The organism is Parendozoicomonas callyspongiae (genome assembly GCF_023502345.1).
Lineage (GTDB): Bacteria > Pseudomonadota > Gammaproteobacteria > Pseudomonadales > Endozoicomonadaceae > Sansalvadorimonas > Sansalvadorimonas callyspongiae.
In genome coordinates this window covers 87,516-109,259 of the sequence record NZ_JAMFLX010000011.1, presented here as the reverse complement: position 1 = coordinate 109,259, position 21,744 = coordinate 87,516, and the positions used below count along the sequence as shown (strand labels likewise).

Genomic DNA, 21,744 nt, shown 5'->3' with positions numbered 1-21,744 from the left:
GACAAAAGCGTCCTCAGGCCGTAAAGTCCAGCATCCTCTGCAGAGGCTTAGCGGCCTGAACCCGAATATCCTCGGGCACCTCAACAACACCACTGCCATTCTCCAGAGCATCAATCACCCCCTGCAGGCTGTTTAAAGCCATCCAGGGACAACTGGCACAACTGCGACAGGTAGCCCCCTGCCCTGCAGTCGGCGCTTCAAGCAGGAGTTTCTCTACACCAGCAGCCTGCTGCATTTTGTAAAAGATGCCTCTATCGGTTGCCACAATAAACTGCGGATTGTTCAGGGATGCCGAAGCTTTAATCAGCTGAGATGTCGAACCGACAATATCAGCAAGCTCAACAACTGCATCGGGGGATTCAGGGTGAACAAGGACAGCAGCCTCGGGGTAGACCTTCTTTAAATCGAGAATGCCCTGGGCCTTGAACTCTTCATGAACAATACAGGCGCTGTCCCACAGCAGCATATCTGCACCGGTCTGCTTCTGGATATAACTGCCCAGGAAGCGATCAGGAGCCCAGATGATTTTTTCATCACGAGCAGCCAGCTCTTCAATAATCTCCAGCGCACAGCCCGAGGTCACCACCCAGTCTGAGCGGGCTTTTACAGCCGCTGAAGTATTGGCATAAACCACCACGGTATGATCCGGATGGTCATCACAGAAAGCGCTGAACTCATCGACCGGGCATCCCAGATCCAGGGAGCAGGTAGCTTCCAGGTCTGGCATAAGAACTGTTTTTTCAGGGCTGAGAATCTTGGCGGTTTCCCCCATAAAACGGACACCGCAGACAACCACAGTATCGGCATCATGTCGCGCACCAAATCGGGCCATCTCCAGGGAGTCAGCGACACAGCCACCAGTTTCATCGGCAAGTTCCTGAAGCTCCGGAGCGGTATAGAAATGAGCAAGGAGAACCGCGTTACGCTCCCTGAAAAGCTCTCGTGCTTTGGCTTTCAGCAGGGTCTGGCTTTCACCATTCGCGTTACCCTGTGTTTTTTGTGGACGTTGCGCCAGTCTAGCTAGATGCTGGCGAACAATACCCCTGTCACGTATTTGGTCGTGTACTTGCGTCATGCTGTTTATTATTTCTTTCACTCTGGTCACAAACTCACGAAAACATAGTTCAAAGCTGTGAAACAAACACACAATGAACCAATTCAAGACGAGTTAAGGCATATAGACGAACCACAAACCCAAAGCGATGGTAGCATGTAACAAAAATGAAATTAACGAAGGAAGACAGCAGGAGAAAATAAAGGCAGGTGAGAAGAAAGTGGTGGGTCGTATAGGATTCGAACCTATGACCAATTGGTTAAAAGCCAACTGCTCTACCAACTGAGCTAACGACCCATAGGGTAATCACTGAACCTTCATCAAACCGAAGAAGAAATTGGTGGGTCGTATAGGATTCGAACCTATGACCAATTGGTTAAAAGCCAACTGCTCTACCAACTGAGCTAACAACCCACATCAGCAATTTTACTCTGCAGAAATTCAACAGAGTTCGAGAAGAAATGGTGGGTCGTATAGGATTCGAACCTATGACCAATTGGTTAAAAGCCAACTGCTCTACCAACTGAGCTAACGACCCGTATTTAATCTTCTCATTGAGCAACTCTTCCATGTCACAAGGCGGACAGCCCAGACAGAGGAAAGAAGTGGTGGGTCGTATAGGATTCGAACCTATGACCAATTGGTTAAAAGCCAACTGCTCTACCAACTGAGCTAACGACCCATATAACTTCAAATATTTTTGTTCCAGCAATTGGCATTGCACCAATAATTAAAACTAATTAAAGCTAAAAACAAAACATCCCACCCCGACAGCTCATCATCGGAAGCGGGGCGTATCTTACCGTTTTACCAAAGTTGTGCAACCCCGGCATTTACCGAAGCAGAACATCGGTACAGCACTCAACCTGAAAAAAATCAGCTTTCCAGGTTACGCAGATAAACATCTGCAAGACGTGCAGCAGAGCTGCCCGGGAAATTATCTATCACCATCTGCAAGTATTCGCGGGACTTTGTCCGTTCACCCAGACGATCATAAACCTGCCCCAGCTTGTAAGTTGCGTCAGGCAATTTGTCGCTCATCGGATAGGTCTTCACCAGATTGGAAAAAGCCACTTCAGCTTCTTTCACTTCACCCTGGGCCAGATGAACCTCTCCAAGCCAGTACTGGGCATTATCAGCATAAGGACCACGTGGATATTTCTGCAGATACTCATTCAGGCCAGCCACTGACTCCTTGAACTTGCGGTCACGGATAAGCTGGAAAGTATTCTGATAGAGTTTCTCGCCAGTTTTGTCCGCTACCGGAGCAACAGGTGTCACTGCTGGCGCAAATGAACCAGCAGAACCAGCAGAATCAGCAGGCTGTACAGGCGGTGTCACCTGTGAACCTGAAGTTCCTCCAGAAGCCAGCTGACTGATGCGACGATCGAGATCCAGGTAACGATCACGGTTCTCTTTCTGAATACGGTCGATCAGGTTGGCCTGCTCTTCCAGCATCCCACGCATCTCCATCACTTCGTTCTGCAGAGTTTCCAGCTGATTCAGCAGAATGCCCGGCTGTGAAACCGGGGCATTTACTCCGGCATGCACAGGAGTTACGGTAACCGGAGCTGGCGTTCCGGCCGAAGAACCGGAGTTACCGGATTCGACAACCGGTATGGGAGAAGCAGCCAGTGCAGGAAGAATAAACCCACTCAGCAGTACTCCCAAAAGCGCATTCCTTGCCATCATCAGCGATTACTTCCCGGCAGGAACGATAACAGCACGACGGTTCTTGGCCCAGGCTGCTTCAGTGTGCGCAGGGTCAACTGGCTTTTCGAGGCCGTAGCTCACCAGTTCGATACGTGCTGGAGCAACGCCTTTCAGAACCAGGTAGTTCTTCACAGCTTTTGCACGACGCTCACCCAGAGCCAGGTTATAGGTACGGGTGCCACGCTCGTCGGTGTTACCTTCAATTACCAGATTCTCGGCACGACCTGCTGGGCTGGTCAGGTAGGCAGCGTGAACATCCAGAGATTCCAGAGCACCAGGCTTCAGCTTGTCGCTGTCGAAACCGAAGTGATAAACATTTTGTTCCAGCAGTGCGGCAATCTGCTCAGGAGATTTAGAGCTGTCAATTTTGCCGGAAGCGATAACGGCCTGAACGGCAGGATCAGTGATGCCGGAAGCTTCAACAACAGTTTCACCCTGGCCAACCTTGGTAGTTGCTTCTTCACCGCCGCCAGCTGTCTGAGTGCTGGTTGCACAGCCTGCCAGCCAAACTACGGCCAGACCCGTCGCAATACCCTTAGCCAATGTGGCAAATTTCATAGTAATCTCCTGACTCACGATAAGAAAAATTTCGCACTAAGGTAACAGAGTTACCTACGGCAAACCAGAACCCTAAAAGCAATTTCTCCCTACTGCGGCAAGCGCTGCAGCAGAATGGTAAGCAAAATCGCCCATTCCCCGAAAATAATAAGTTCTGTTAGGTTCTGTTGACATAAGTTTGTGCATTCAGCGCCAACGAGGCTTTTCAGATCTAGGCGCAGACGTGAAGGAAGACTGGTTGTCTTTCGAACGGCTGCAACGACGAGCTGGAAAGCCTCGCTGGCGCCCTTCGGGTGGCCCAGAAAGCCGCCACTCCCTGCGTCAGGCTTGCTTGATGTAGAACCACTACACCTTCACAAGCCTTTCTTGCGATTAGCGGCTTTCTGAGCCACTGAATCGCACAAACTTATGTCAACAGAACCTAATTCAAACAGGTTAGAAGGAAATCTTCCCGCTACGGCGGAAAATAGCATCCTCTGCACCAAAAACGTATGGCATCCTCTGCATAATATTCGTCATGCACAGAGATGCCATTTTGTTAACCACTAGTTCAGAAACGGTGACCAGGCAGGTTCCCGTACATCCCCCTCGGTAGAAGGCAGACGGAAGCTGACACGACCATCCGCAGAAATAATACCAAGCACTCCCTGATCACCCCCCTGGGCGGCATAGATCAGCATACGCCCATTGGGTGAGATATCCGGCGCATCTTCAAATGGAGAGGAGGACAGAATCCGCATACGGCCGGTATCGAACTCAAGAACGGCTACGTTGTAATCAGTCTGGCCTTTACCCTTGTGAATCAGAGCCATGCTCTTGCCATCAGGGAACACTTTGGGACGACTGTTAAAGCGCCCTTCAAAGGTCAGTCGCTTGATTTCACCCGATGCCAGTTCAACCTGATAAATCTGGGCAGAACCACCGCGATTGGATGAGAATACCAGGCTCTTGCCATCAGGCATCCAGTCAGGCTCGTTATCCATGGCAAAGTGGCGGGTTACCTGGGTGAGCTTGCGGGTCTGCAGATCAAGAACATAGATATCAGGGTTGCCCGACTTGGACAGCACAACTGCCAGCTTTTTGCCATCCGGTGACCATTTGGGAACACTGTTCAGGCCACGGAAGCTGCTGATTCGCTCACGGTTACCTGTTGCGAGTTCCTGAATATAGATAGCTGGACGACCGGTTTCGAAAGAAACATAAGCGATCTTCTTGCCATCCGGTGACCAGCTTGGCGCCAGAATAGGCTTCTTGGATTTCAGAACGGTGACCGCACGCATACCGTCCACATCAGCATAAACCAGTTTGTAGTCGGTATTGTTTTCGCTGTAACGCTTGGCAACCACGTAAACCAGACGTGTGGAGAAAGCTCCGCGAATACCAGTAATCTTCTGGTAAACCGAGTCACTGATATTATGGGCAATGGAACGCAACTGGTTACGACTGCCGGTCACATCACCTTTAACAACTGAACGTTTGCCTGCAACATCAAACAGCTCATAGCTGACGCGATAACGGTTGTCAGGCTGCTCGGTCACGCTGCCAATAACAAGGTAAGACACTCCCAGACGATTCCAGTCCCCGAAGAACACTTCATCTGATTTGGAAGGAAAACCGAGAAACTGGCTGCTGGGTACAGGTGCAAACTGTCCGCTCAGGCGCAGATCATTTCCAATAATTCCGGCAATATCTTCCGGCAATACCTGCCGGCCGTTCCAGGCAAAAGGAACAACGGCTACAGGAACGGCCTGATCGTTACCCCGGGTAATTTCTATTGTCAGTTCCGCCCGGGCTATTCCCGTCAGCGTTCCCATAAAGAGGAGAAGACAACAGGTCAGCGTTTGTAGTGAACGCGCAACAGCTCTCATTCCAGCAAATCCTCGGGTCTAAATTCAAACCTAAACTCCCGGAAGTTCTGTTCGAAAATCCGGCTTTCCATACCCTGTATTTCCCTAAAAGGTGCAGCCTTGTCTATGGCCTGCTTAGCGGAACGGTCAAATGCCTCATTACCATTACCGGCTATCCGGGTAATACTGATCACCTCACCCGTTGGGGTCAGTCTGATTCTTAATACAACATACATTCCATTGCGGGCACTGGGGGGACGGTTCCATTGATTTTCAACCAACCCTCCAATCACATCCACATACCCGGCCACCGTCAACTGATCAGCCTGGGCCTGGGCTTGAGCCTGTCTGCGAGCTTCATGCTCCCTGGCGAGTGCGGCCAGCATCTCCTGTTCACGCAGCTTTTGCAACCGCTCCTGCTCTTCCTTCTCAGCCTTTTCCCGCTCCTTACGCTGCTTCTCCAACGCCTTCCTGCGCTTTTCCTCTTCCTGTTTTTTCTTCAGGGCAATCGCCTTCTGATCAGGTTTGGGCTTTGGCTTGGAAACAGGTTGCTTTTTCGGCTCCGGCTTTTTAACTGGTGTTTTCTTGGGAGGAGGTTTGGGAGCGGCTTTCTTGACCGGCTTTGGCTTGGCCTTTTCCTGGATGGCAACAACTTTTGCAGAAACAAACCGGGGGGTCGGGTTTACCTTCCGATCTTCAACATTGGAAGGAAGGACAATAAACAACCCGACAATCAGAATCAGGTGCAGTGCGGCCGATCCAAAAACCGGAAGGCGGAGATCATCACTACCCCACCTTTCGATCAAACGCCGAAAGAAAGCCCCCAATGGTCGTAAACTCAGAAATGCAGGCCAGCGAAACTTCGTCTTCACGCTTAGTTAAGCTCCCCCGGTTCCGTTATCAGGCCGACATCATCAACACCAACCTTCTGCAAAGCCGCCATGGCTCTTACCACTGAACCGTAAAGGGCTTCCTTATCCCCTTGCACCAGAACCAATGTGGATGGTTTGGCTTTCTTGATACGGGAAACCTTATCAGCCAGATCTTCCAGTGACAGGGACTTATCACCGGTTGATTCCAGACTCAGGTAATAACTTCCATCCGGTTTGATAGCCACAATCAAAGGTTCTTCACCGGGAGGAATCTCAACAGGTTTACTGTCGGTTTTAGGCAGCTCGACATGTACCCCCTGAGTAAACATGGGGGATGACACCATAAATGCCACCAGCATGACCATCATAATGTCGATAAACGGCACCATGTTGATTTCCGACATGGGCTTGCGGCGCCCAGCCATGCGCGCCACGATCAAGATTCCTTATTACTGGGCTTAGCTCCAGATCTAGGCTGGCTATGAACCTGACGGTGCAGAATACTGGAAAACTCATCAGCGAAGGCTTCATAGCTGGTCAGCAGCTGCTCAACCTTGGCATTGAAACGGTTATAAGCCACAACCGCTGGAATTGCTGCGACCAGGCCAACAGCAGTCGTAACCAAAGCCTCGGCAATACCGGGAGCAACGGCAGCCAGTGTCGTCTGTTTAACGTTGGCCAGACCGTGGAAGGAGTTCATAACACCGACAACGGTACCAAACAGACCAACATAAGGGCCGGTAGAGCCAACTGTTGCGAGAAACGGCAGATTGGTTTCCAGTCGTTCCTGTTCCCTCACCACAGCTACACGCATGGAACGCTGTACACCGTCCATCATGGCATCAGCATCAACATTCTGTTCTCTGAGACGGGTGAACTCGCGGAAGCCGGCCATAAAAATCCGTTCCATTCCGCCATCCGGATTATTATCACCATGCACTTCACGGTAAAGGGTGCTCAGGTCAACACCGGACCAGAACCGGTCCTCAAATTCACGGGATGACTGCAAAGCATTCCGCAGAACAATTGCGCGCTGGATAATAAACACCCAGGACAGCACAGACGCCGCACCCAGGATCACCAGGATCAGTTGAACAACCCACCCGGCATTGAGCACCAGCGCCCACATGGAAGTACTTTCAGCCACTAGGAATCCTCTTTCTGTGACATGTCACCTGAAGCAGCAGGTGTGTCTTGTGATGACAGCAGCATCGCCTGGCGAATATTTACCGGCAGACCAACCGGTCGCAGACTGTTGGCACTGACACAGGCAATCGCCACCTTGCCATGGCACAACTCTTCCTTGCCGCGCCAGATAGACTGAATCATATCGAAGCCAGCCCGCCCACGACGTGACAGACTGACAGTCACCACCAGTTCATCATCCAGCCGGGCTGGCTTCAGATAATCAATGGAAGTGTTGCGTACAACAAACAGAATACCGTCCGCCATCAGTGCCTGCTGATCAAAGCCAAGACTGCGCAGATACTCGGTACGGGCCCGCTCCATAAACTTGAGATAATTGACGTAGTAAACAATACCGCCTGCATCTGTATCTTCGTAATAGACACGAGCCGGCCAACTAAACACCATATCGGCCATAATCTTACCTGAAACACCTGAAATCTGAGCCCAGCCCTCTGGGTAGCTGTCTCATAATGAAACCAAGAAAGCTGCACTCTGCCCAGAGCAAACCGCAGCACTCTTCATCGTTTTTCTGCTTTGGACCGTATTGTTCAACAACAATAAATGGAACATATTACTGTTTTACAACACGACTGGTGCCGCCTTGGGTATAAATGCGAACCGGGTCGCCCACCTGGAAGATCATATTCTGGTCAGCAGGCTGAATAACCGATGCCAGCTCACCGGAATTCAGACGTACTGTAATATTCACACCTGGCTGCCTGGTCAGAGATTCTTCAGCCATATTGCCCAGCATTCCACCCAGCAGAGCACCGCCGATAGCAGCGATATTGCTACCGGAACCACCTCCAATATTGGCACCAGCCGCAATACCACCAGCGGCTCCACCAGCAATAGCTCCCAGACCACCCTTAGAACCTTCAATCTGAACCGCAGCCAGTTCAACCACCCGACCTTCCTGGATGGTCTGCATCTTGCGAGCTTCAGAGGTGGAATAAACATTGGAAGACAGGTTCTGGGCACAGCCCGTTACCCCCAGCAAAATAACCGACATTAAAATCGCAGCTGTTTTTTTCATTTTCACGACTCCTCAGGTCAGGCCTTATCCTCAAAGGTCAAGCCAAAATGTTCATAAGCGTGACGGGTTACCACTCTGCCTCGAGGTGTGCGCATCAGGAAACCCTGCTGAATCAGGTAGGGCTCAAGCACATCCTCAATCGTGTCACGTTCTTCACCAATAGCGGCCGCCAGGCTGTCTACACCCACCGGACCACCATCAAATTTCTCTATCATAGCCAGCAGAAGGCGCCGATCCATATGATCAAAGCCCTGATTATCCACATCAAGCATATTCAGGGCGGCATCCGCCACCTCGCCGGAAGCATGGCCGTCAGCACGCACTTCAGCAAAATCCCGTACCCGGCGCAACAGGCGATTGGCTATACGAGGCGTTCCTCGAGAGCGCTTGGCAACTTCGGAAGCACCATCAGCGCTCATATTCATTCCCAGAATCCCGGCAGATCGGCGCACAATCGTGGTCAGGTCTTTAACGTTGTAGAACTCCAGACGCTGAACAATGCCGAAACGATCCCGCAAAGGAGACGTCAGAAGACCGGCACGGGTTGTTGCCCCGATCAGGGTAAACGGGGGAAGATCCAGTTTAATGGAGCGTGCCGCAGGCCCCTCACCAATCATGATATCCAGCTGGTAGTCTTCCATGGCCGGATATAAGACCTCTTCCACCACCGGGCTGAGGCGGTGAATCTCGTCAATAAAGAGAATATCGTGCGGCTCAAGGTTGGTCAGCATGGCAGCCAGATCACCAGCCTTTTCCAGCACCGGACCAGAAGTTGAGCGCAGATTTACGTCCATTTCGTTGGCAAGAATATTCGCCAGTGTTGTTTTACCAAGACCAGGCGGGCCAAAAATTAGGGTGTGATCAAGGGCATCACGGCGCAGCCGGGCAGCCTTGATAAAAATTTCCATCTGCTCACACACAGCCGGCTGACCCGTATAATCCTCCAGTTTCTCCGGACGGATGGCACGATCAATCCGTTCTTCCTGTGGAGTTTCCGCAGCTGAAATCAGTCGATCACTTTCGATCATCTATCACTTATCCCTGTTAGGTTCTGGTGACGTAAGTTTGTGCATTCAGCGCCAGCGAGGCTTTTCAGATCTAGGCGCAGGCGTGAAGGAATACTGGTTGTATTTCAAACGGCTGCAACGACGAGCTGGAAAGCCTCGCTGGTGCCCTTCGGGTGGCCCAGAAAGCCGCCACTGAATCGCACAAACTTACGTTACCAGAACCTAAGCCATTGCCTTGAGAGCCTGACGAATCAGGTCATCCGTGCTTGCACCATCGGCTTCTACAGCAGTAATTGCCTTGCTGGCCTCCTGAGGTCGATACCCCAGTGCTATTAGTGCACTGATAGCATCCTGAACAGGATCGTGTCTTGCAGCAAACGCTGCAGGCTTGCTGGCCGCAGCTTCAAGAGGCATCAATGCAGGCTGCCATTCATCAAGACGATCTTTCATCTCAACGATCAAACGTTCCGCCGTCTTCTTACCTACGCCAGGCAACCGGGTCAGCATGGAAGTATCCTGCTCATGCACACAACGTGCAAACATTTCTGCTTCCATACCGGAAAGAATGGCCAGTGCCAGCTTTGGCCCGACACCATTCACCCGAATTAGGGTACGAAACAGTTGCCGCTCACTTTTATCTGAAAAGCCATACAGCAGCTGGGCATCTTCCCTGACCACAAAGTGAGTTGAGAGGGTGATCTCTTCACCGATCTCAGGCAGTCGCTGAAATGTTGTTGCCGGTGCTTCCAGCTCATAGCCGACTCCGGCAACGTCAACCAATAGCCCCGGAGGATTTTTTTCTACCAGGATTCCACGCAGTCGTCCTATCATTATCTACTTCCGGATTCTGTTATCTTAAACGGCCGCGGGCAATCCGCCGACCTCCAGTACTGGCCATACCAATCAACCCCTGTCGGGTATGGGCGTGACAGAGTGCAACGGCCAGAGCATCTGCCGCATCGGCCTGGGGTGTTTTATTCAGACGCAGAATGGATGTCACCATATGCTGCACCTGTTGCTTATCTGCTGAGCCCTTTCCCACAACCGCCTGTTTCACCTGCCGGGCTGAGTATTCACTGACCGGCAGACTGTGGTTCATGGCAGCAACAATGGCCGCACCGCGGGCCTGCCCCAGCTTAAGTGCCGAGTCTGCATTGCGGGACATAAATACCTGTTCAATGCCGACCATCTGCGGGCTCCAGGCCTCGATGACCTGGTCAATACCATCATAAACCTGCTTCAGGCGTTCAGGCAGTTCACCCGGATCAATGCGGATACAACCGGAGTCAACATATTCTATTGCCTGCCCGACCTGGTTGATAACGCCATAACCTGTTATGCGGGAACCCGGATCTATTCCAAGAATTATCGCCATGTCTGATCTCAAGAAAACCCAGAAATTTGTAAACCTATATCCGGCAGAAGGTGCCCTGATCACAAACGTCACTTATCACTGGTTATTTTTACAGTTATCAGGCGTGAATTGAAGGTATTCCAGAAAAATTCCGACGACAAATCAGCGTCAAGTATTACTAACTCAACTGTCAACAAATACCAACAAAAGAAAAACCTCATAAGGAAGGGGCTGTCTAACAAACATATTACTGATAAAGATATTGGGTTAACAACTCATGGCTACAGCGTTATCACCAGCACCAAGCTTCACCGTTAGCACCGCAATTTCAACGGTTGCGACAATCGACACGGCACGACGCCTGAAGTCAGTTCCCAAATTTGAAACACAGAAGTACCACGATGAGGCCTTTAAAAATTCCTGTCTAAACAGGAGCGGCATGAACATTGACACAGTATTGACAAGGCTTGCTTCGCGCTATTTTTCACTACAGTTCTCCCATCTCGAAGCCTTGGAAGAATTTAAAAAATTTTGCATCGAAGTCCAGAGAGAAAACAATGGCAATTTTGTTTTTCAGGAAATGGATCAAAATCAAACCATCGCAACGCTCAAATTTTTGAGCCTGGCACTGGAACCGGAGCTGGTAGATGAATATATCAAAACAGAGACTGATCGCAATATTATTGACACACTCTTATACATAGCAGGACAAACAATACACAGATCGATCAGCTTTCATCCCTTTGAAATTTTCGATTTAACTTTGAAAATCATAAATCACATGACTGCCCCTGCCATGAAAAGTTACTGGCGAAGCGATTGGCCACTGCACAACTTCGTCTCTGCAGCAGCAATGGATGCCACCGAATGCTGGACTCCTTACGATAATTCCCAAATAAAAGATGCGCCAGAGAACTACTCAGAACTTTATGATGCAGTTCTCGAATTTCTCTCGAAGGTACCCGATCAAGACCTTTCCGCAAACTGTCTGGGTGATAAATACGGGTGGCTATCCCGCATCCATTTTTTCAAAAAAAAATATCGTGATGCTTTCCTGGCACTTTACAAAGCAGCACACACAGGCAACCCGGAACAATGCTTTGAACTTTCCATGCTGTACTTGGGCTTCTTCCCAGAGATGGAACACTATCGTGATCTTGATCAAGGATTGAAAATGCTTAGCCAAATGACATGTTTCTCACAACTTGAATGTGATTATCCCACCCAGATCAAATCCGAGAAAATAATACTTACCACCGAATCAAAAACCACATCGACCCACGTAACTGAAATTCTTGCTCGCAAGGCTGCTTATCTCTGCCTTTCTCGCTATTTAGGTTTTAACTGTATAAAAAACGAAGAACAAAAATCGAAGTTACAGGAAAAGCTGTCGGAATTATCCCCAAAAAAGGGAGGGCGAATGCAGGCAGTGCTGGCATTAACTGGTGATAATGTAAAACCTCCTGCCATTATCCCCGACGATACCGCCACAGCACTATGGCTTAAGGGCATGCTCCGAAAAAAGACGAGGATGAGAGCTGATCTCTCCGATGCGAAAAAATTTTTTTCCAACGCTGAGCAGGCCCAGCCAGGCCTGATCGGAGCATCTCTGCTCGATTGTACAATTGCCCACCAGGATTGGCCTAATGCACTCAAGCAAGCATGCGACCTGCAAAAACACTACCGATCATTATCCAGGGAAATTGAAGCTGAAAACCTTGATGAACTCATTGATGTTTTGGCGCTTGAAACGGCTGGAGCAAAGAAGCCCGGCAGTGCAAAGGGAAAGGGAAAGGGAAAGGGAAAGGGAAAGGGAAAGGGAAAGGAAAGAGAAAAAGTAAAGCCGAGTAAAAATAATGTCAGCTCAGCCGTTGAAGAGCCCACCTCTTCCCCTCAAGCTGCACAAAAAACACCTATCGATGAGCCAGACCAGAAACGGCAAGATGCTGAATCTGCCGTCGTGTTTTTGAGCACACCAGAAGCCCCTCTTTTTGCCAGGCAGGCTTTCAACCAGATTATTAAGCAGGTGCAGTGGCTCATACATGGTCATCAATTTGAAGAGGCTCAAAACCTATTGGAGAAAATTCCAACGGCACCAACAATTTTACACCAGGCGCGCTATTCTCAGATGACAGCCTGGCTGAAACACACCATGGCATTAGACTCCCTGCATCTCCACAAGATGTGTGGAGCAAACAAAGAAAAAAAGAACAATATGCGTGACACACTAAGAATCGAAGCTGAATCCTGCACTATTGAGGGGCTTTCCAGCGTACTTTCCCTGACAGACCAACAAAAGTATGAGATCCCTGAGTTTATTGAAAATGTTATGCAATCCCGCCAATTTTCTCCTGAAATTGCCTGGTCAGCCGGGAGTCTTCTGTCAACACTGGGGCACATTTACAAGGACGGCTTCCGCACCAATCCTCGACTTGACCATTTAAGAGAACTGAGCAAAAGGTGCTATGAACAGGCCAACAAGGCCAACCCATGCCGCCTTAAAATCAAGGAAGGCACCCCGCTAAGCCCCATCGAGAATCAGGCCGCAAGCTACTGATGTTTTTTACCGAACCACAATAAGTTTTTTCACACATCATCAAGGATTACAATTTTTCTAAAACCAGTAACCAAAAGCAACAGCTTAAGCAAAGCAACAGCATTAAGCTGCTGACTGATGAGGCAGAGTGCGTTTTTTTGGTTCTGTGCCTGCGAAAATATTGATAGAAAACACAATGTTTCATATCCCTGAACAGAGGTTGAGCCAAGCCATGAAAGAGTGGCTGAAACCATTAGCCTTGGTGACTACCATTACAATACTGCTATTCCTGTTGACTCTGGGGGTCAATATGATCTGAGTTGAATCAGTAACATGACTCATTCCAGCCTATGCCATCTTATTCTACTCCTCATACATCTTCGGTTTTTTTGAAACCCGGCCAACTCTGGTAACTGTGAGGGGAGTATCACTTGGCGGCTCAATTGTCACTTGTATAACAGAAGGGGAAGTATTGTTCGACGGAGCAGTTTCAGATTCCACAACAGCAGGGAGAGAGGCGTCGGATTTATCGATGGTCACTGTCGTAACCGCAAGGCTTTTGGGTGGTGGTATTAGCATTTCGCTGCTACTGTGCCCAGCGGGAGCCTTTCGCTTTCGAGCTAATTGGTCTCTATCTGATGGCTGTTGAGCAGATGGAAGATATTTCCTCCCATGGCCCGAGCTCGATTTTAAATCTGCAAGCTGAGACGCGAGGGAGCTGATTTCAGTCTGCAAGGCAACCTGTTTGTATAGAAGGCGTTGATTTTCTTTCTGAAGTTCGACACCCATGTTCGGTCGATCAGCGGGCCAGATAGAAATTGGTAAGCTTTTACCTAAAACTTTAAAGCTTTGGTCATGGTAGGGGATTGATGGGTAATTGTTCTCATGGGTACAAACAGCGTTTCTAAGTTCTATCGTCTTGGTCGCAACCGGTGCACCGATATTCAAAACTTTAATAGTTTGAATAAGTGACTGATTTTCATTTTTCAAATGTTCTTTGATAGATCGCGTCCTTTCATACTCTTGCTCTTCTTTTATGTGATTGTGTTTTAATTCTTCCATATCCGCTTCATGTTTTCGTTTTAGTTGTTGCTCCTTTATTTTACCTTCTTCTTCTTGCTTTCTCTTTAACTGCTCAATTTGTTTTTTTTGCTCTTCCTTTAACTGTTTGATGTCTGATTGAAGTGTATTTATTTGATCGTCTTTATCCTTAAGGCTCTTAACAACCGTATAATATCCCAAGTTAAGTCCCTTAATTGTATGGTCTTTTTCTTGGACTTGACGCCGTTCATTTTTAAGATCAATACACTGCATCTGAATCATTCGTTCCATAAATTCAATTCTTTCGCTCATACCTTCAATTTTTTGATTCTGGCGCCCCACTTCCGCTGACAACACCTCGTTATGAAATTCCAACGCCAAAACACTGCGCTTTGCCACTTCTCGTTTAGTTTCCGGTTGATCATTTCCCTGAGGCAAGAAAGCCGGGGTGGCTTGGCTTTGAGCGGTGACAATTGATACACTGGCATCACCCTGACCGCCACTTGCTCCCGGAGAAATAGCAGCAGTCACCCCGGATGGTAAGCTGGCGCTGCACGTAGTATTCATACCTGATTCCATGGAGTCTCCTTCTGACATCATTAATTTTATCCAAGAATGGATTTTGATTATGACCAGTACAGTTGGTTCAAACCGAAACTAACTCTATGGATATATCAAGGTTTCAATCAATGGCATGATTCATTCCAGCCTATGCCATCTTATTCTACTTGCTATACCCCTTCGGTCTTGAAATCCGGCGGCCGAACCTGGTAACAATAAGGGGAGCATCGTCTGGCTTATCAATAACCACAATAGCGACCTTTTTTGATGCTGGTAATGTTGTTTCGTCACTGCCTGGCATCTGCTTTGCGACCTTACGCTTTCGACCTGGGATTCCACCAGCTTCTGGCCCCAGTAGACTGGATAGACTGGATTGCTTCCCGCCTGCCTCTGGACCTGCCATCGACTTTAAATCTTCAAGCTGAGACTTGAGAGAGCTGATTTCACCCTCCAAAACAGCCTGCTTGTATTGATGGTGTTGATTTTCTTTATAAAGCTCTACACCCATGTTCGGTTGATCATCAGGCCAAACAGTTATTGGATAACTTTGATCCAGGATCTTAAAGTCCTGGACATGACAAGGGATTGAAGGGGAGTGGTTTCGATGGACTGAAATTCTTTCGATTAGTTTTATCGCACTAATAGCAACCATAGTACCATAACTTAAATTTAGAGCACTTTGACGAAGTGACATATTTTCATTTTTGTAATATTCTTTCCAGCGCTGGTCTTCTGCATTCGCGCTTTTTAACTGCCGCTCTTTTTCTTCATACTCTTTACTTAACCCTTGTTCTTTTAGTTCGTACACCCGTTTAAATCTTTCCATACTCGTTTCAAAATTTTGTTTAAGCTGTTGTTTTTTTTCTTCGTATTCTTTTTCTAATCTTTCCTCATTCTCTTCACATTTTTTTCTAAATTGCTTTCCTTTTTCTCCGTATTCTCTTTGAAGTGTCGACTCTAACCGCCACTTTTCTCCTACATGTTCATCCCTCAACTGTTGCACTTCTAATCCATGTTGTTTTTTTAGACGATCTATTTCAACGTCTTTAACATTAAGAATCTGAACAATTTTATCATATTCACAGGAAATATAATCAATTTTTTGATTCATGGATCTGAATGTATCCCAATAAGTATCGTTATAAAATTTTAAAACGGCAATCTCACGCTGTTGAATTTCACACTTGGTTACAAGATCCGCATATCTCGAAGGTGACTGCGGTAAGAAAACCGAAGAGGTTGGATTTTGAGCTACGATACTTGATACACCTGCATCACCCTGACCGCCACTTGCTCCCGGAGAAATAGCAGCAGTCACCCCAGATGGTAAGCTGGCGCTGCACGTAGTATTCATACCTGATTCCATGGAGTCTCCTTCTGACATCATTAATTTTATCCAAGAATGGATTTTGATTATGACCAGTACAGTTGGTTCAACCCGAAACTAACTCTATGGATATATCAAGGTTTCAATCAATGGCATGATTCATTCCAGCCTATGCCATCTTATTCTACTCGTCATACATCTTCGGTTTTTTTGAAACCCGGCCAAATCTGGTAAATGTAAGGGGAGTATCGTCCGGCCTATCAATAACCACAGTAGCGACCTTTTTTGATGCTGGTAATGTTGTTTCGTCACTGCCTAGCATCTGCTTTACAACCTTACGCTTTCGACTTGGGATTCCACCAGCTTTTTGCACCAGTAGACTGGATTGCTTCCCGCCTGCCTCTGGATCTGCCATCGACTTTAAATCTTCAAGCTGAGACTTGAGGGAGCTGATTTCACTCTCCAAGACAGCCTTTCTGCTTTTATAGCTTTGAATGGATTCCTCAAGCTCCACGCCCATGTTCGGCCGACCATCAGGCCAAACAGTTATTGGACAACTTTGATCCATGATCTTAAAGTCCTGGACATGGCAGGGGGTTGATGGGTGCTGTCTACGATGGTTAAAAATTCTCTTGGCAAGTTCTATCGTGTTAATTCCAATTGCAGTACCAAGCCCCAGTTTTTCAATCTTATTACGAAGAATCATATTTTCAGTTTCGTAATTTTTTTTTGTGCGCAGCTCTTCTTCATGCATACTTTTTAATTGCTTTTCTTTTTCTTCATATTCCCGTTTTAGTTTTACCTCATTCGCCTCAGTTTTTTGTTTTATATGCTCCTCCTTTGCTTTGTATTCTTCTTTAAGTTTCTGCTCTGACTGCCGCATATCTTCTTTATGCTTTCTCTCTATAACTTTTGCATTTTCCTCTACCATCGATAAAAAACTAGCCAATATGCGCGGGGCTATCTCCGACGTTACCTGTTGTAATTTGTCTTTTTGCTCATCCTTTAACTTTTGCACTTCTGATTCATGTTTATTTTTTAGGCACTCTATTTCAGTATCTCTATTCTCAAGGCTCTCAACAACCTCATTTTGCCTCAAGGTGAGTTCTTGTATTTTTGCCTCTTCTATTAGAATATGTTGCTGCATCGACTTAATTTGTTGTTCATTTTTTATCACTGTATCTGACAACGCATCGCAATTAACTTTCAACACAATAACATTTCGCTCTGCAACGTTAAGCCTATCTAGCAGCCCCGCATATTCCGAAAGGGGCAGCGGCAAGAAAGCCGAGGGGGCTTGATTTTGAACGGCGACAATTGATGCACCTGTATCACACTGACCGCCGCTACTTACTCCTGAAGAAAGAGCAGCCGTTTCGGCTGACACGCTGGCGCTGCAGGTAGTACTCACCACACGGGGTTCCATAGATTATCCTTCTGCCATCATCAAATTATCTAAGAATAGATTTTGATTATGACTAATTCAGTTGGTTCAACCCGAAACTAACGCTATGGATACATCAGGATTTCAAGAAAAAATAAGTGATAAAACAACATATTAGAAAGAAGAAAAACACACCTGCCCACGGCGGGGCAGGGTTATCGCAGATCAGCCAAGCTGCTCCATGATTTCAGCAGAGATATCCGCGTTGGTGTAGACGTTCTGCACATCGTCCAGGTCTTCCAGACGATCAATCAGTTTCAGAACTTTTTCTGCACCAGCCAGATCCAGTTCAGCCTGGGTAGAAGCAATCATCGCCACTTCACCACCTTCAGGCTTCAGGCCAGCTGCTTCCAGCGCATCCTTGACGGACATGAACTCAGTCCAGTCAGTCAGCACTTCAACAGATCCGTCATCGTTGGCAACAACATCTTCCGCACCCGCTTCCAGGGCAGCTTCCATGATCGCGTCTTCGTCGGCACCTTCGCCGAAGAAAATCTGACCTTTTCTTTCGAACAGGTAAGCTACGGAGCCGTCAGTACCCAGGTTGCCACCATGTTTGGAAAAAGCGTGACGAACTTCAGATACAGTACGGTTGCGGTTATCACTCAGACACTCAACCAGAACGGCAACACCACCGGGACCGTAACCTTCATAGGTGATCTCATCCATATTGGAATCGTCATCACCACCAGCACCACGGGCGATCGCGCGGTTAATGGTGTCACGGGTCATATTGGCACCCAGCGCCTTGTCTACTGCCGCACGCAGGCGTGGGTTGTCTTCGACATTTCCACCACCCAATTTGGCGGCAACTACCAGCTCACGAATAAGCTTGGTGAAGATCTTGCCACGCTTGGCGTCCTGAGCGGCCTTGCGGTGCTTGATGTTGGCCCACTTACTATGACCTGCCATCTGCAATCCTCGAACAATCAAAAAACGCGCATTATACCCAGAACTAACCAACCCAACCAAGAAACAACTGAATAACCACAGCATTGGCGATATCAATAAAGAACACACCAACCAGCGGCACCACGATAAATGCCTTTGAGGAAGGGCCGCAATGCCTGGTAACCGCAGTCATATTAGCAATTGCATTCGGTGTAGCCCCCAGAGCCATGCCAAGATAACCCGAACACATAACGGCAGAGTCATAATCTCTACCCAGCAACGGATAGATGAGGAAATAGCAAAACACTACCAGCACAACAACCTGAGCAAACAGCAGTACCAGTATGGGAAGGGCCAGATCCACCAGGGTCCAAAGCTGCATACTCATCAGGGAAATGGCCAGAAACAGCCCCAGGGACAGATCAGAAATCAGAGCCAGAGATTTACAGTCAGCAGGTTTGGTCATATGTTTGAAAATCAGCGGCATCCCGTTGGCCAGAACAACCCCAATAAACAGGCAGGTTGCATAGGTTGGCAGGAAAAAACCAATATCTGCCACCCAGGCTGCCAGCTCAACTCCTGCGGCAATTGCAATAGCGAGCATCAAAAGGCTGGTGAGCACTGCCGGAGCATCAATCTGCTCGCGCTCTTCACCATTGCGGGCTCCTACTGTTATATGCTCGCTGGATAGCGGTTTGAGTTTGTCGCGTGCGATCAGGCTACGTGCCACAGGCCCGCCAACCAGGCCGCCCAGTATCAGCCCAAAGGTTGCACAGGCCGCCCCAGCTTCGGCCGCATTGGCAAGACCGTATTTATCTGTAATAACCGGCGCCCAGGCAATGGCGGTACCATGTCCGCCACTCATGGTTATTGAACCTCCGATAATGCCGAGAACCGGATTGATTCCACACAGATACGCAAGTGAAACACCCACCCCGTTCTGAATTACCAGAAAAGTACAGGCGATAACCAGTAGAACCATAAGACTGCTGCCACCCTCTTTCAGTGTCGAAAAGCGGGAGGACAACCCTATCGTGGTAAAAAAGACCAGCAAGAAGTTATCTCTTTCCGCCATATAAAAACTGACCTGCACATCAAAAACAAAGTAAATAAGGCCAAACACTAGAGAGGCCAGAAATCCCCCGCTGACAGGTTCGGGAATATTAAATTCGCGGAACACCGGCACTATGCGGTTCAAACCACGGCCAAGAAAAAGAACCAGAATTGCCAGAACAAGTGTCTGCCAGAACGTAAGAGCCATGCAGCTACCTGCCTCCCACAGCAGTTATTTTTGTCGACTATCCCGGGTTCTATCGGGATCTCAAGAGAACATAGTCTTGCAAAGCAATAGCATAGGAGTCACAGCACTGCGCTTCATAGCGTTTTGTAACCGGCACATAAAAAACCGGAGGCTGCCTAATGACAGTCTCCGGTGAGGACATAAACCAAATTCGAAAAATCGATTAATGACTGGTAGCTGAAGCCGGATCGCGACGAATGCGGATATTTAGCTCATGCAGCTGCTCTGCATCAACAGGGCTGGGCGCCTGGGTCATCAGGCAGGAGGCAGACTGGGTTTTCGGGAAGGCAATCACTTCACGGATGCTGTCAGTGCCGCACAGCAACATAACCAGGCGATCCAGACCAAAGGCCAGACCACCGTGAGGTGGAGCACCAAACTTCAGGGCATCCAACAGGAAGCCGAACTTCTCTTCCTGTTCTTCTTTTTGAATGTTCAGAACACGGAATACCGCAGACTGCATATCCTGATCGTAGATACGGATGGAACCGCCACCCACTTCATAGCCGTTGATAACCATATCGTAAGCACGGGACAATGCTTCGGCAGGGTTGGCTTCCAGCTCTTGTGGAGAACAGGTTGGCGCAGTGAACGGATGATGCAGTGCAGTCAGGCCACCTTTACCGTTCTCTTCAAACATAGGAAAGTCAACAACCCACAGAGGAGCCCAGTCGCTGATGTACAGGTTCAGATCTGCACCGATCTTGCAGCGCAGAGCACCCATGGAATCATTGACAACGGAAGCCTTGTCAGCACCGAAGAAAATGATATCGCCATTCTTGGCTTCCAGGTGGCTCATGATGTTCAAAGCCACGTCTTCACCCAGGAACTTCAGGATCGGGGACTGCAGACCTTCGATACCATTTTCCAGAGCGTTAACCTTGATCCAGGCCAGACCTTTGGCACCATAGGTACCAACATACTTGCCGTAATCATCAATCTGCTTACGGGTCAGCTTAGTACCGCCTTCAGGCAGTTTCAGTGCAGCAACACGACCTTTGGAATCGTTTGCCGGGCCTTTGAAGACCTTGAAGTCAACACCGCTGACCAGCTCATCGATATCCACCAGCTCCAGAGGAATACGCAGGTCCGGCTTGTCAGAACCGAAACGGCGCATGGCTTCAGCAAAGGTCATGTGCGGGAATTCGCCCAGATCAACATTGATCAGCTCACCGAACATCTGGCGAACCATAGTCTCGGCATTACCCATGATCTGCTCTTCATTCATAAATGAAGTTTCGATATCGATCTGGGTAAATTCCGGCTGACGCTCGGCACGCAGGTCTTCATCGCGGAAACACTTTACGATCTGGTAGTAACGATCAAAGCCGGACACCATCAGCAGCTGCTTGAACAGCTGTGGAGACTGAGGCAGTGCGTAGAAAGACCCAGGGTGAACACGGCTTGGTACCAGGTAATCACGGGCACCTTCAGGGGTAGCCTTGGTCAGTACCGGTGTTTCAATATCCAGAAAACCCTGCTCTTCCAGGAAGCTGCGCACAATGCGGGTCGCCTTGCTGCGCATGATCAGCTTTTCCTGCATTTCAGGACGACGCAGATCCATGTAGCGATAGCGCAGACGGACTTCCTCACCGACATCGGTGTAGCCGTCAAGCTGGAATGGAGGAGTCTGAGCGCTGTTCAGAATCTCAACGTCCTTGCCCAGAACCTCGATTTCACCAGTCGGCATATTGGGATTGATGGTACCTTCGGGGCGCGGACGAACCCGGCCGGTTACCTTCAGCACATACTCACTGCGTGCTTTATCCGCCAGGGCGAAAGCCTCTTCGGTATCAGGGTCAATGACCACCTGGGTAATACCTTCCCGATCACGAAGATCCAGGAAAATAACGCCACCGTGGTCACGGCGACGATGCACCCAGCCGCACAATGTTACTGTCTGGCCGTCATGGCTCAGGTTGAGATCGCCGCAATAATGGCTGCGCATGGTTACCTCGAAATCTTGCTCTACACCGGTTGCCCGGCACTATCTATATAGACGCCCACTGTTTAGA

General features: G+C 48.6%; 19 protein-coding genes and 4 tRNA genes. 1 reads left to right on the top strand and 22 read right to left on the bottom strand.

Annotated features, from left to right (window positions below; all coding sequences use genetic code 11):
• Positions 1-13 precede the first annotated feature (13 nt).
• From nadA to ruvC, 16 genes are all read right to left on the bottom strand, one after another.
• Positions 14-1,075: a quinolinate synthase NadA gene (nadA, locus tag M3P05_RS09965; protein WP_249699418.1), complete on the bottom strand. Its 1,062-nt coding sequence runs from the start codon at positions 1,073-1,075 to the stop codon at positions 14-16.
• Between the two features lie 200 nt (positions 1,076-1,275).
• Positions 1,276-1,351, bottom strand: a tRNA-Lys gene (locus tag M3P05_RS09960).
• A 41-nt stretch (positions 1,352-1,392) separates the two neighbouring features.
• Positions 1,393-1,468, bottom strand: a tRNA-Lys gene (locus tag M3P05_RS09955).
• A gap of 48 nt (positions 1,469-1,516) precedes the next feature.
• Positions 1,517-1,592, bottom strand: a tRNA-Lys gene (locus tag M3P05_RS09950).
• A gap of 68 nt (positions 1,593-1,660) precedes the next feature.
• Positions 1,661-1,736: transfer RNA gene (locus tag M3P05_RS09945), tRNA-Lys, on the bottom strand.
• Positions 1,737-1,930: 194 nt separating this feature from the next.
• Positions 1,931-2,746 carry a tol-pal system protein YbgF gene (gene ybgF, locus M3P05_RS09940; RefSeq protein WP_249699416.1) on the bottom strand — a complete coding sequence of 272 codons (816 nt, stop codon included), beginning with the start codon at positions 2,744-2,746 and terminating at the stop codon, positions 1,931-1,933.
• 6 nt (positions 2,747-2,752) lie between these two features.
• A complete protein-coding gene (locus M3P05_RS09935; protein WP_249699415.1) occupies positions 2,753-3,325 on the bottom strand; it encodes an OmpA family protein in 573 nt (190 codons plus the stop codon).
• 545 nt (positions 3,326-3,870) lie between these two features.
• On the bottom strand, positions 3,871-5,193 hold the full coding sequence (tolB, locus tag M3P05_RS09930; RefSeq protein ID WP_249699413.1) for a Tol-Pal system beta propeller repeat protein TolB: 1,323 nt from the start codon (positions 5,191-5,193) through the stop codon (positions 3,871-3,873).
• Positions 5,190-6,044, bottom strand: a complete 855-nt coding sequence (locus M3P05_RS21120) for a cell envelope integrity protein TolA (RefSeq protein ID WP_249699412.1) — start codon at positions 6,042-6,044, stop codon at positions 5,190-5,192. Before M3P05_RS21120 ends, tolB begins: the two co-directional genes overlap by 4 nt.
• Positions 6,045-6,046: 2 nt before the next feature.
• Positions 6,047-6,469 carry a protein TolR gene (gene tolR / locus M3P05_RS09920; protein ID WP_249699462.1) on the bottom strand — a complete coding sequence of 141 codons (423 nt, stop codon included), beginning with the start codon at positions 6,467-6,469 and terminating at the stop codon, positions 6,047-6,049.
• Between the two features lie 11 nt (positions 6,470-6,480).
• Positions 6,481-7,191, bottom strand: coding sequence for a protein TolQ (tolQ, locus tag M3P05_RS09915; protein WP_249699411.1), 711 nt, complete (start codon positions 7,189-7,191; stop codon positions 6,481-6,483).
• A complete protein-coding gene (gene ybgC, locus M3P05_RS09910) occupies positions 7,191-7,646 on the bottom strand; it encodes a tol-pal system-associated acyl-CoA thioesterase (protein ID WP_283777750.1) in 456 nt (151 codons plus the stop codon). Before ybgC ends, tolQ begins: the two co-directional genes overlap by 1 nt.
• A gap of 157 nt (positions 7,647-7,803) precedes the next feature.
• Positions 7,804-8,268, bottom strand: coding sequence for an outer membrane lipoprotein (locus M3P05_RS09905; RefSeq protein WP_249699410.1), 465 nt, complete (start codon positions 8,266-8,268; stop codon positions 7,804-7,806).
• A gap of 17 nt (positions 8,269-8,285) precedes the next feature.
• Complete coding sequence (gene ruvB, locus M3P05_RS09900) at positions 8,286-9,296, bottom strand: Holliday junction branch migration DNA helicase RuvB (RefSeq protein ID WP_249699409.1); 1,011 nt, start codon at positions 9,294-9,296, stop codon at positions 8,286-8,288.
• A 201-nt stretch (positions 9,297-9,497) separates the two neighbouring features.
• Positions 9,498-10,106: a Holliday junction branch migration protein RuvA gene (ruvA, locus tag M3P05_RS09895; RefSeq protein ID WP_249699408.1), complete on the bottom strand. Its 609-nt coding sequence runs from the start codon at positions 10,104-10,106 to the stop codon at positions 9,498-9,500.
• Between the two features lie 19 nt (positions 10,107-10,125).
• Positions 10,126-10,650, bottom strand: coding sequence for a crossover junction endodeoxyribonuclease RuvC (gene ruvC / locus M3P05_RS09890; protein ID WP_249699407.1), 525 nt, complete (start codon positions 10,648-10,650; stop codon positions 10,126-10,128).
• Between the two features lie 256 nt (positions 10,651-10,906).
• Between ruvC and M3P05_RS09885 the strand changes: the two genes are divergently transcribed.
• A complete protein-coding gene (locus M3P05_RS09885; RefSeq protein ID WP_249699406.1) occupies positions 10,907-13,186 on the top strand; it encodes a hypothetical protein in 2,280 nt (759 codons plus the stop codon).
• A 342-nt stretch (positions 13,187-13,528) separates the two neighbouring features.
• On the opposite strand, the gene M3P05_RS09880 is transcribed toward M3P05_RS09885, so the two are convergent.
• The 6 genes from M3P05_RS09880 to aspS all read right to left on the bottom strand — a co-directional run bounded on the left by M3P05_RS09880 (position 13,529) and on the right by aspS (position 21,677).
• Positions 13,529-14,785: a coiled-coil domain-containing protein gene (locus M3P05_RS09880; RefSeq protein ID WP_249699405.1), complete on the bottom strand. Its 1,257-nt coding sequence runs from the start codon at positions 14,783-14,785 to the stop codon at positions 13,529-13,531.
• 145 nt (positions 14,786-14,930) lie between these two features.
• Complete coding sequence (locus tag M3P05_RS09875) at positions 14,931-16,133, bottom strand: hypothetical protein (protein WP_249699403.1); 1,203 nt, start codon at positions 16,131-16,133, stop codon at positions 14,931-14,933.
• A 145-nt stretch (positions 16,134-16,278) separates the two neighbouring features.
• The gene (locus M3P05_RS09870) at positions 16,279-17,520 is read right to left on the bottom strand and encodes a hypothetical protein (protein WP_249699402.1); all 1,242 of its coding nucleotides are present in this window, start codon (positions 17,518-17,520) and stop codon (positions 16,279-16,281) included.
• A gap of 183 nt (positions 17,521-17,703) precedes the next feature.
• Complete coding sequence (locus tag M3P05_RS09865; protein WP_249699401.1) at positions 17,704-18,450, bottom strand: YebC/PmpR family DNA-binding transcriptional regulator; 747 nt, start codon at positions 18,448-18,450, stop codon at positions 17,704-17,706.
• Positions 18,451-18,493: 43 nt separating this feature from the next.
• Positions 18,494-19,690: a sodium/glutamate symporter gene (gene gltS, locus M3P05_RS09860; RefSeq protein WP_249699400.1), complete on the bottom strand. Its 1,197-nt coding sequence runs from the start codon at positions 19,688-19,690 to the stop codon at positions 18,494-18,496.
• A 202-nt stretch (positions 19,691-19,892) separates the two neighbouring features.
• Positions 19,893-21,677: an aspartate--tRNA ligase gene (gene aspS / locus M3P05_RS09855; RefSeq protein WP_249699399.1), complete on the bottom strand. Its 1,785-nt coding sequence runs from the start codon at positions 21,675-21,677 to the stop codon at positions 19,893-19,895.
• Between the last annotated feature and the right edge of the window lie 67 nt (positions 21,678-21,744).

Excerpts from the sequence above, each read along its gene's own strand:
- nadA (WP_249699418.1), bottom strand. The coding sequence starts at position 1,075 with ATGACGCAAGTACACGACCAAATACGTGACAGGGGTATTGTTCGCCAG.
- ybgF (WP_249699416.1), bottom strand. The coding sequence starts at position 2,746 with ATGATGGCAAGGAATGCGCTTTTGGGAGTACTGCTGAGTGGGTTTATT.
- M3P05_RS09935 (WP_249699415.1), bottom strand. The coding sequence starts at position 3,325 with ATGAAATTTGCCACATTGGCTAAGGGTATTGCGACGGGTCTGGCCGTA.
- tolB (WP_249699413.1), bottom strand. The coding sequence starts at position 5,193 with ATGAGAGCTGTTGCGCGTTCACTACAAACGCTGACCTGTTGTCTTCTC.
- tolR (WP_249699462.1), bottom strand. The coding sequence starts at position 6,469 with ATGGCTGGGCGCCGCAAGCCCATGTCGGAAATCAACATGGTGCCGTTT.
- ybgC (WP_283777750.1), bottom strand. The coding sequence starts at position 7,646 with ATGGCCGATATGGTGTTTAGTTGGCCGGCTCGTGTCTATTACGAAGAT.
- M3P05_RS09905 (WP_249699410.1), bottom strand. The coding sequence starts at position 8,268 with ATGAAAAAAACAGCTGCGATTTTAATGTCGGTTATTTTGCTGGGGGTA.
- ruvB (WP_249699409.1), bottom strand. The coding sequence starts at position 9,296 with ATGATCGAAAGTGATCGACTGATTTCAGCTGCGGAAACTCCACAGGAA.
- ruvA (WP_249699408.1), bottom strand. The coding sequence starts at position 10,106 with ATGATAGGACGACTGCGTGGAATCCTGGTAGAAAAAAATCCTCCGGGG.
- ruvC (WP_249699407.1), bottom strand. The coding sequence starts at position 10,650 with ATGGCGATAATTCTTGGAATAGATCCGGGTTCCCGCATAACAGGTTAT.
- M3P05_RS09885 (WP_249699406.1), top strand. The coding sequence starts at position 10,907 with ATGGCTACAGCGTTATCACCAGCACCAAGCTTCACCGTTAGCACCGCA.
- M3P05_RS09880 (WP_249699405.1), bottom strand. The coding sequence starts at position 14,785 with ATGGAATCAGGTATGAATACTACGTGCAGCGCCAGCTTACCATCCGGG.
- M3P05_RS09875 (WP_249699403.1), bottom strand. The coding sequence starts at position 16,133 with ATGGAATCAGGTATGAATACTACGTGCAGCGCCAGCTTACCATCTGGG.
- M3P05_RS09870 (WP_249699402.1), bottom strand. The coding sequence starts at position 17,520 with ATGGAACCCCGTGTGGTGAGTACTACCTGCAGCGCCAGCGTGTCAGCC.
- M3P05_RS09865 (WP_249699401.1), bottom strand. The coding sequence starts at position 18,450 with ATGGCAGGTCATAGTAAGTGGGCCAACATCAAGCACCGCAAGGCCGCT.
- gltS (WP_249699400.1), bottom strand. The coding sequence starts at position 19,690 with ATGGCTCTTACGTTCTGGCAGACACTTGTTCTGGCAATTCTGGTTCTT.
- aspS (WP_249699399.1), bottom strand. The coding sequence starts at position 21,677 with ATGCGCAGCCATTATTGCGGCGATCTCAACCTGAGCCATGACGGCCAG.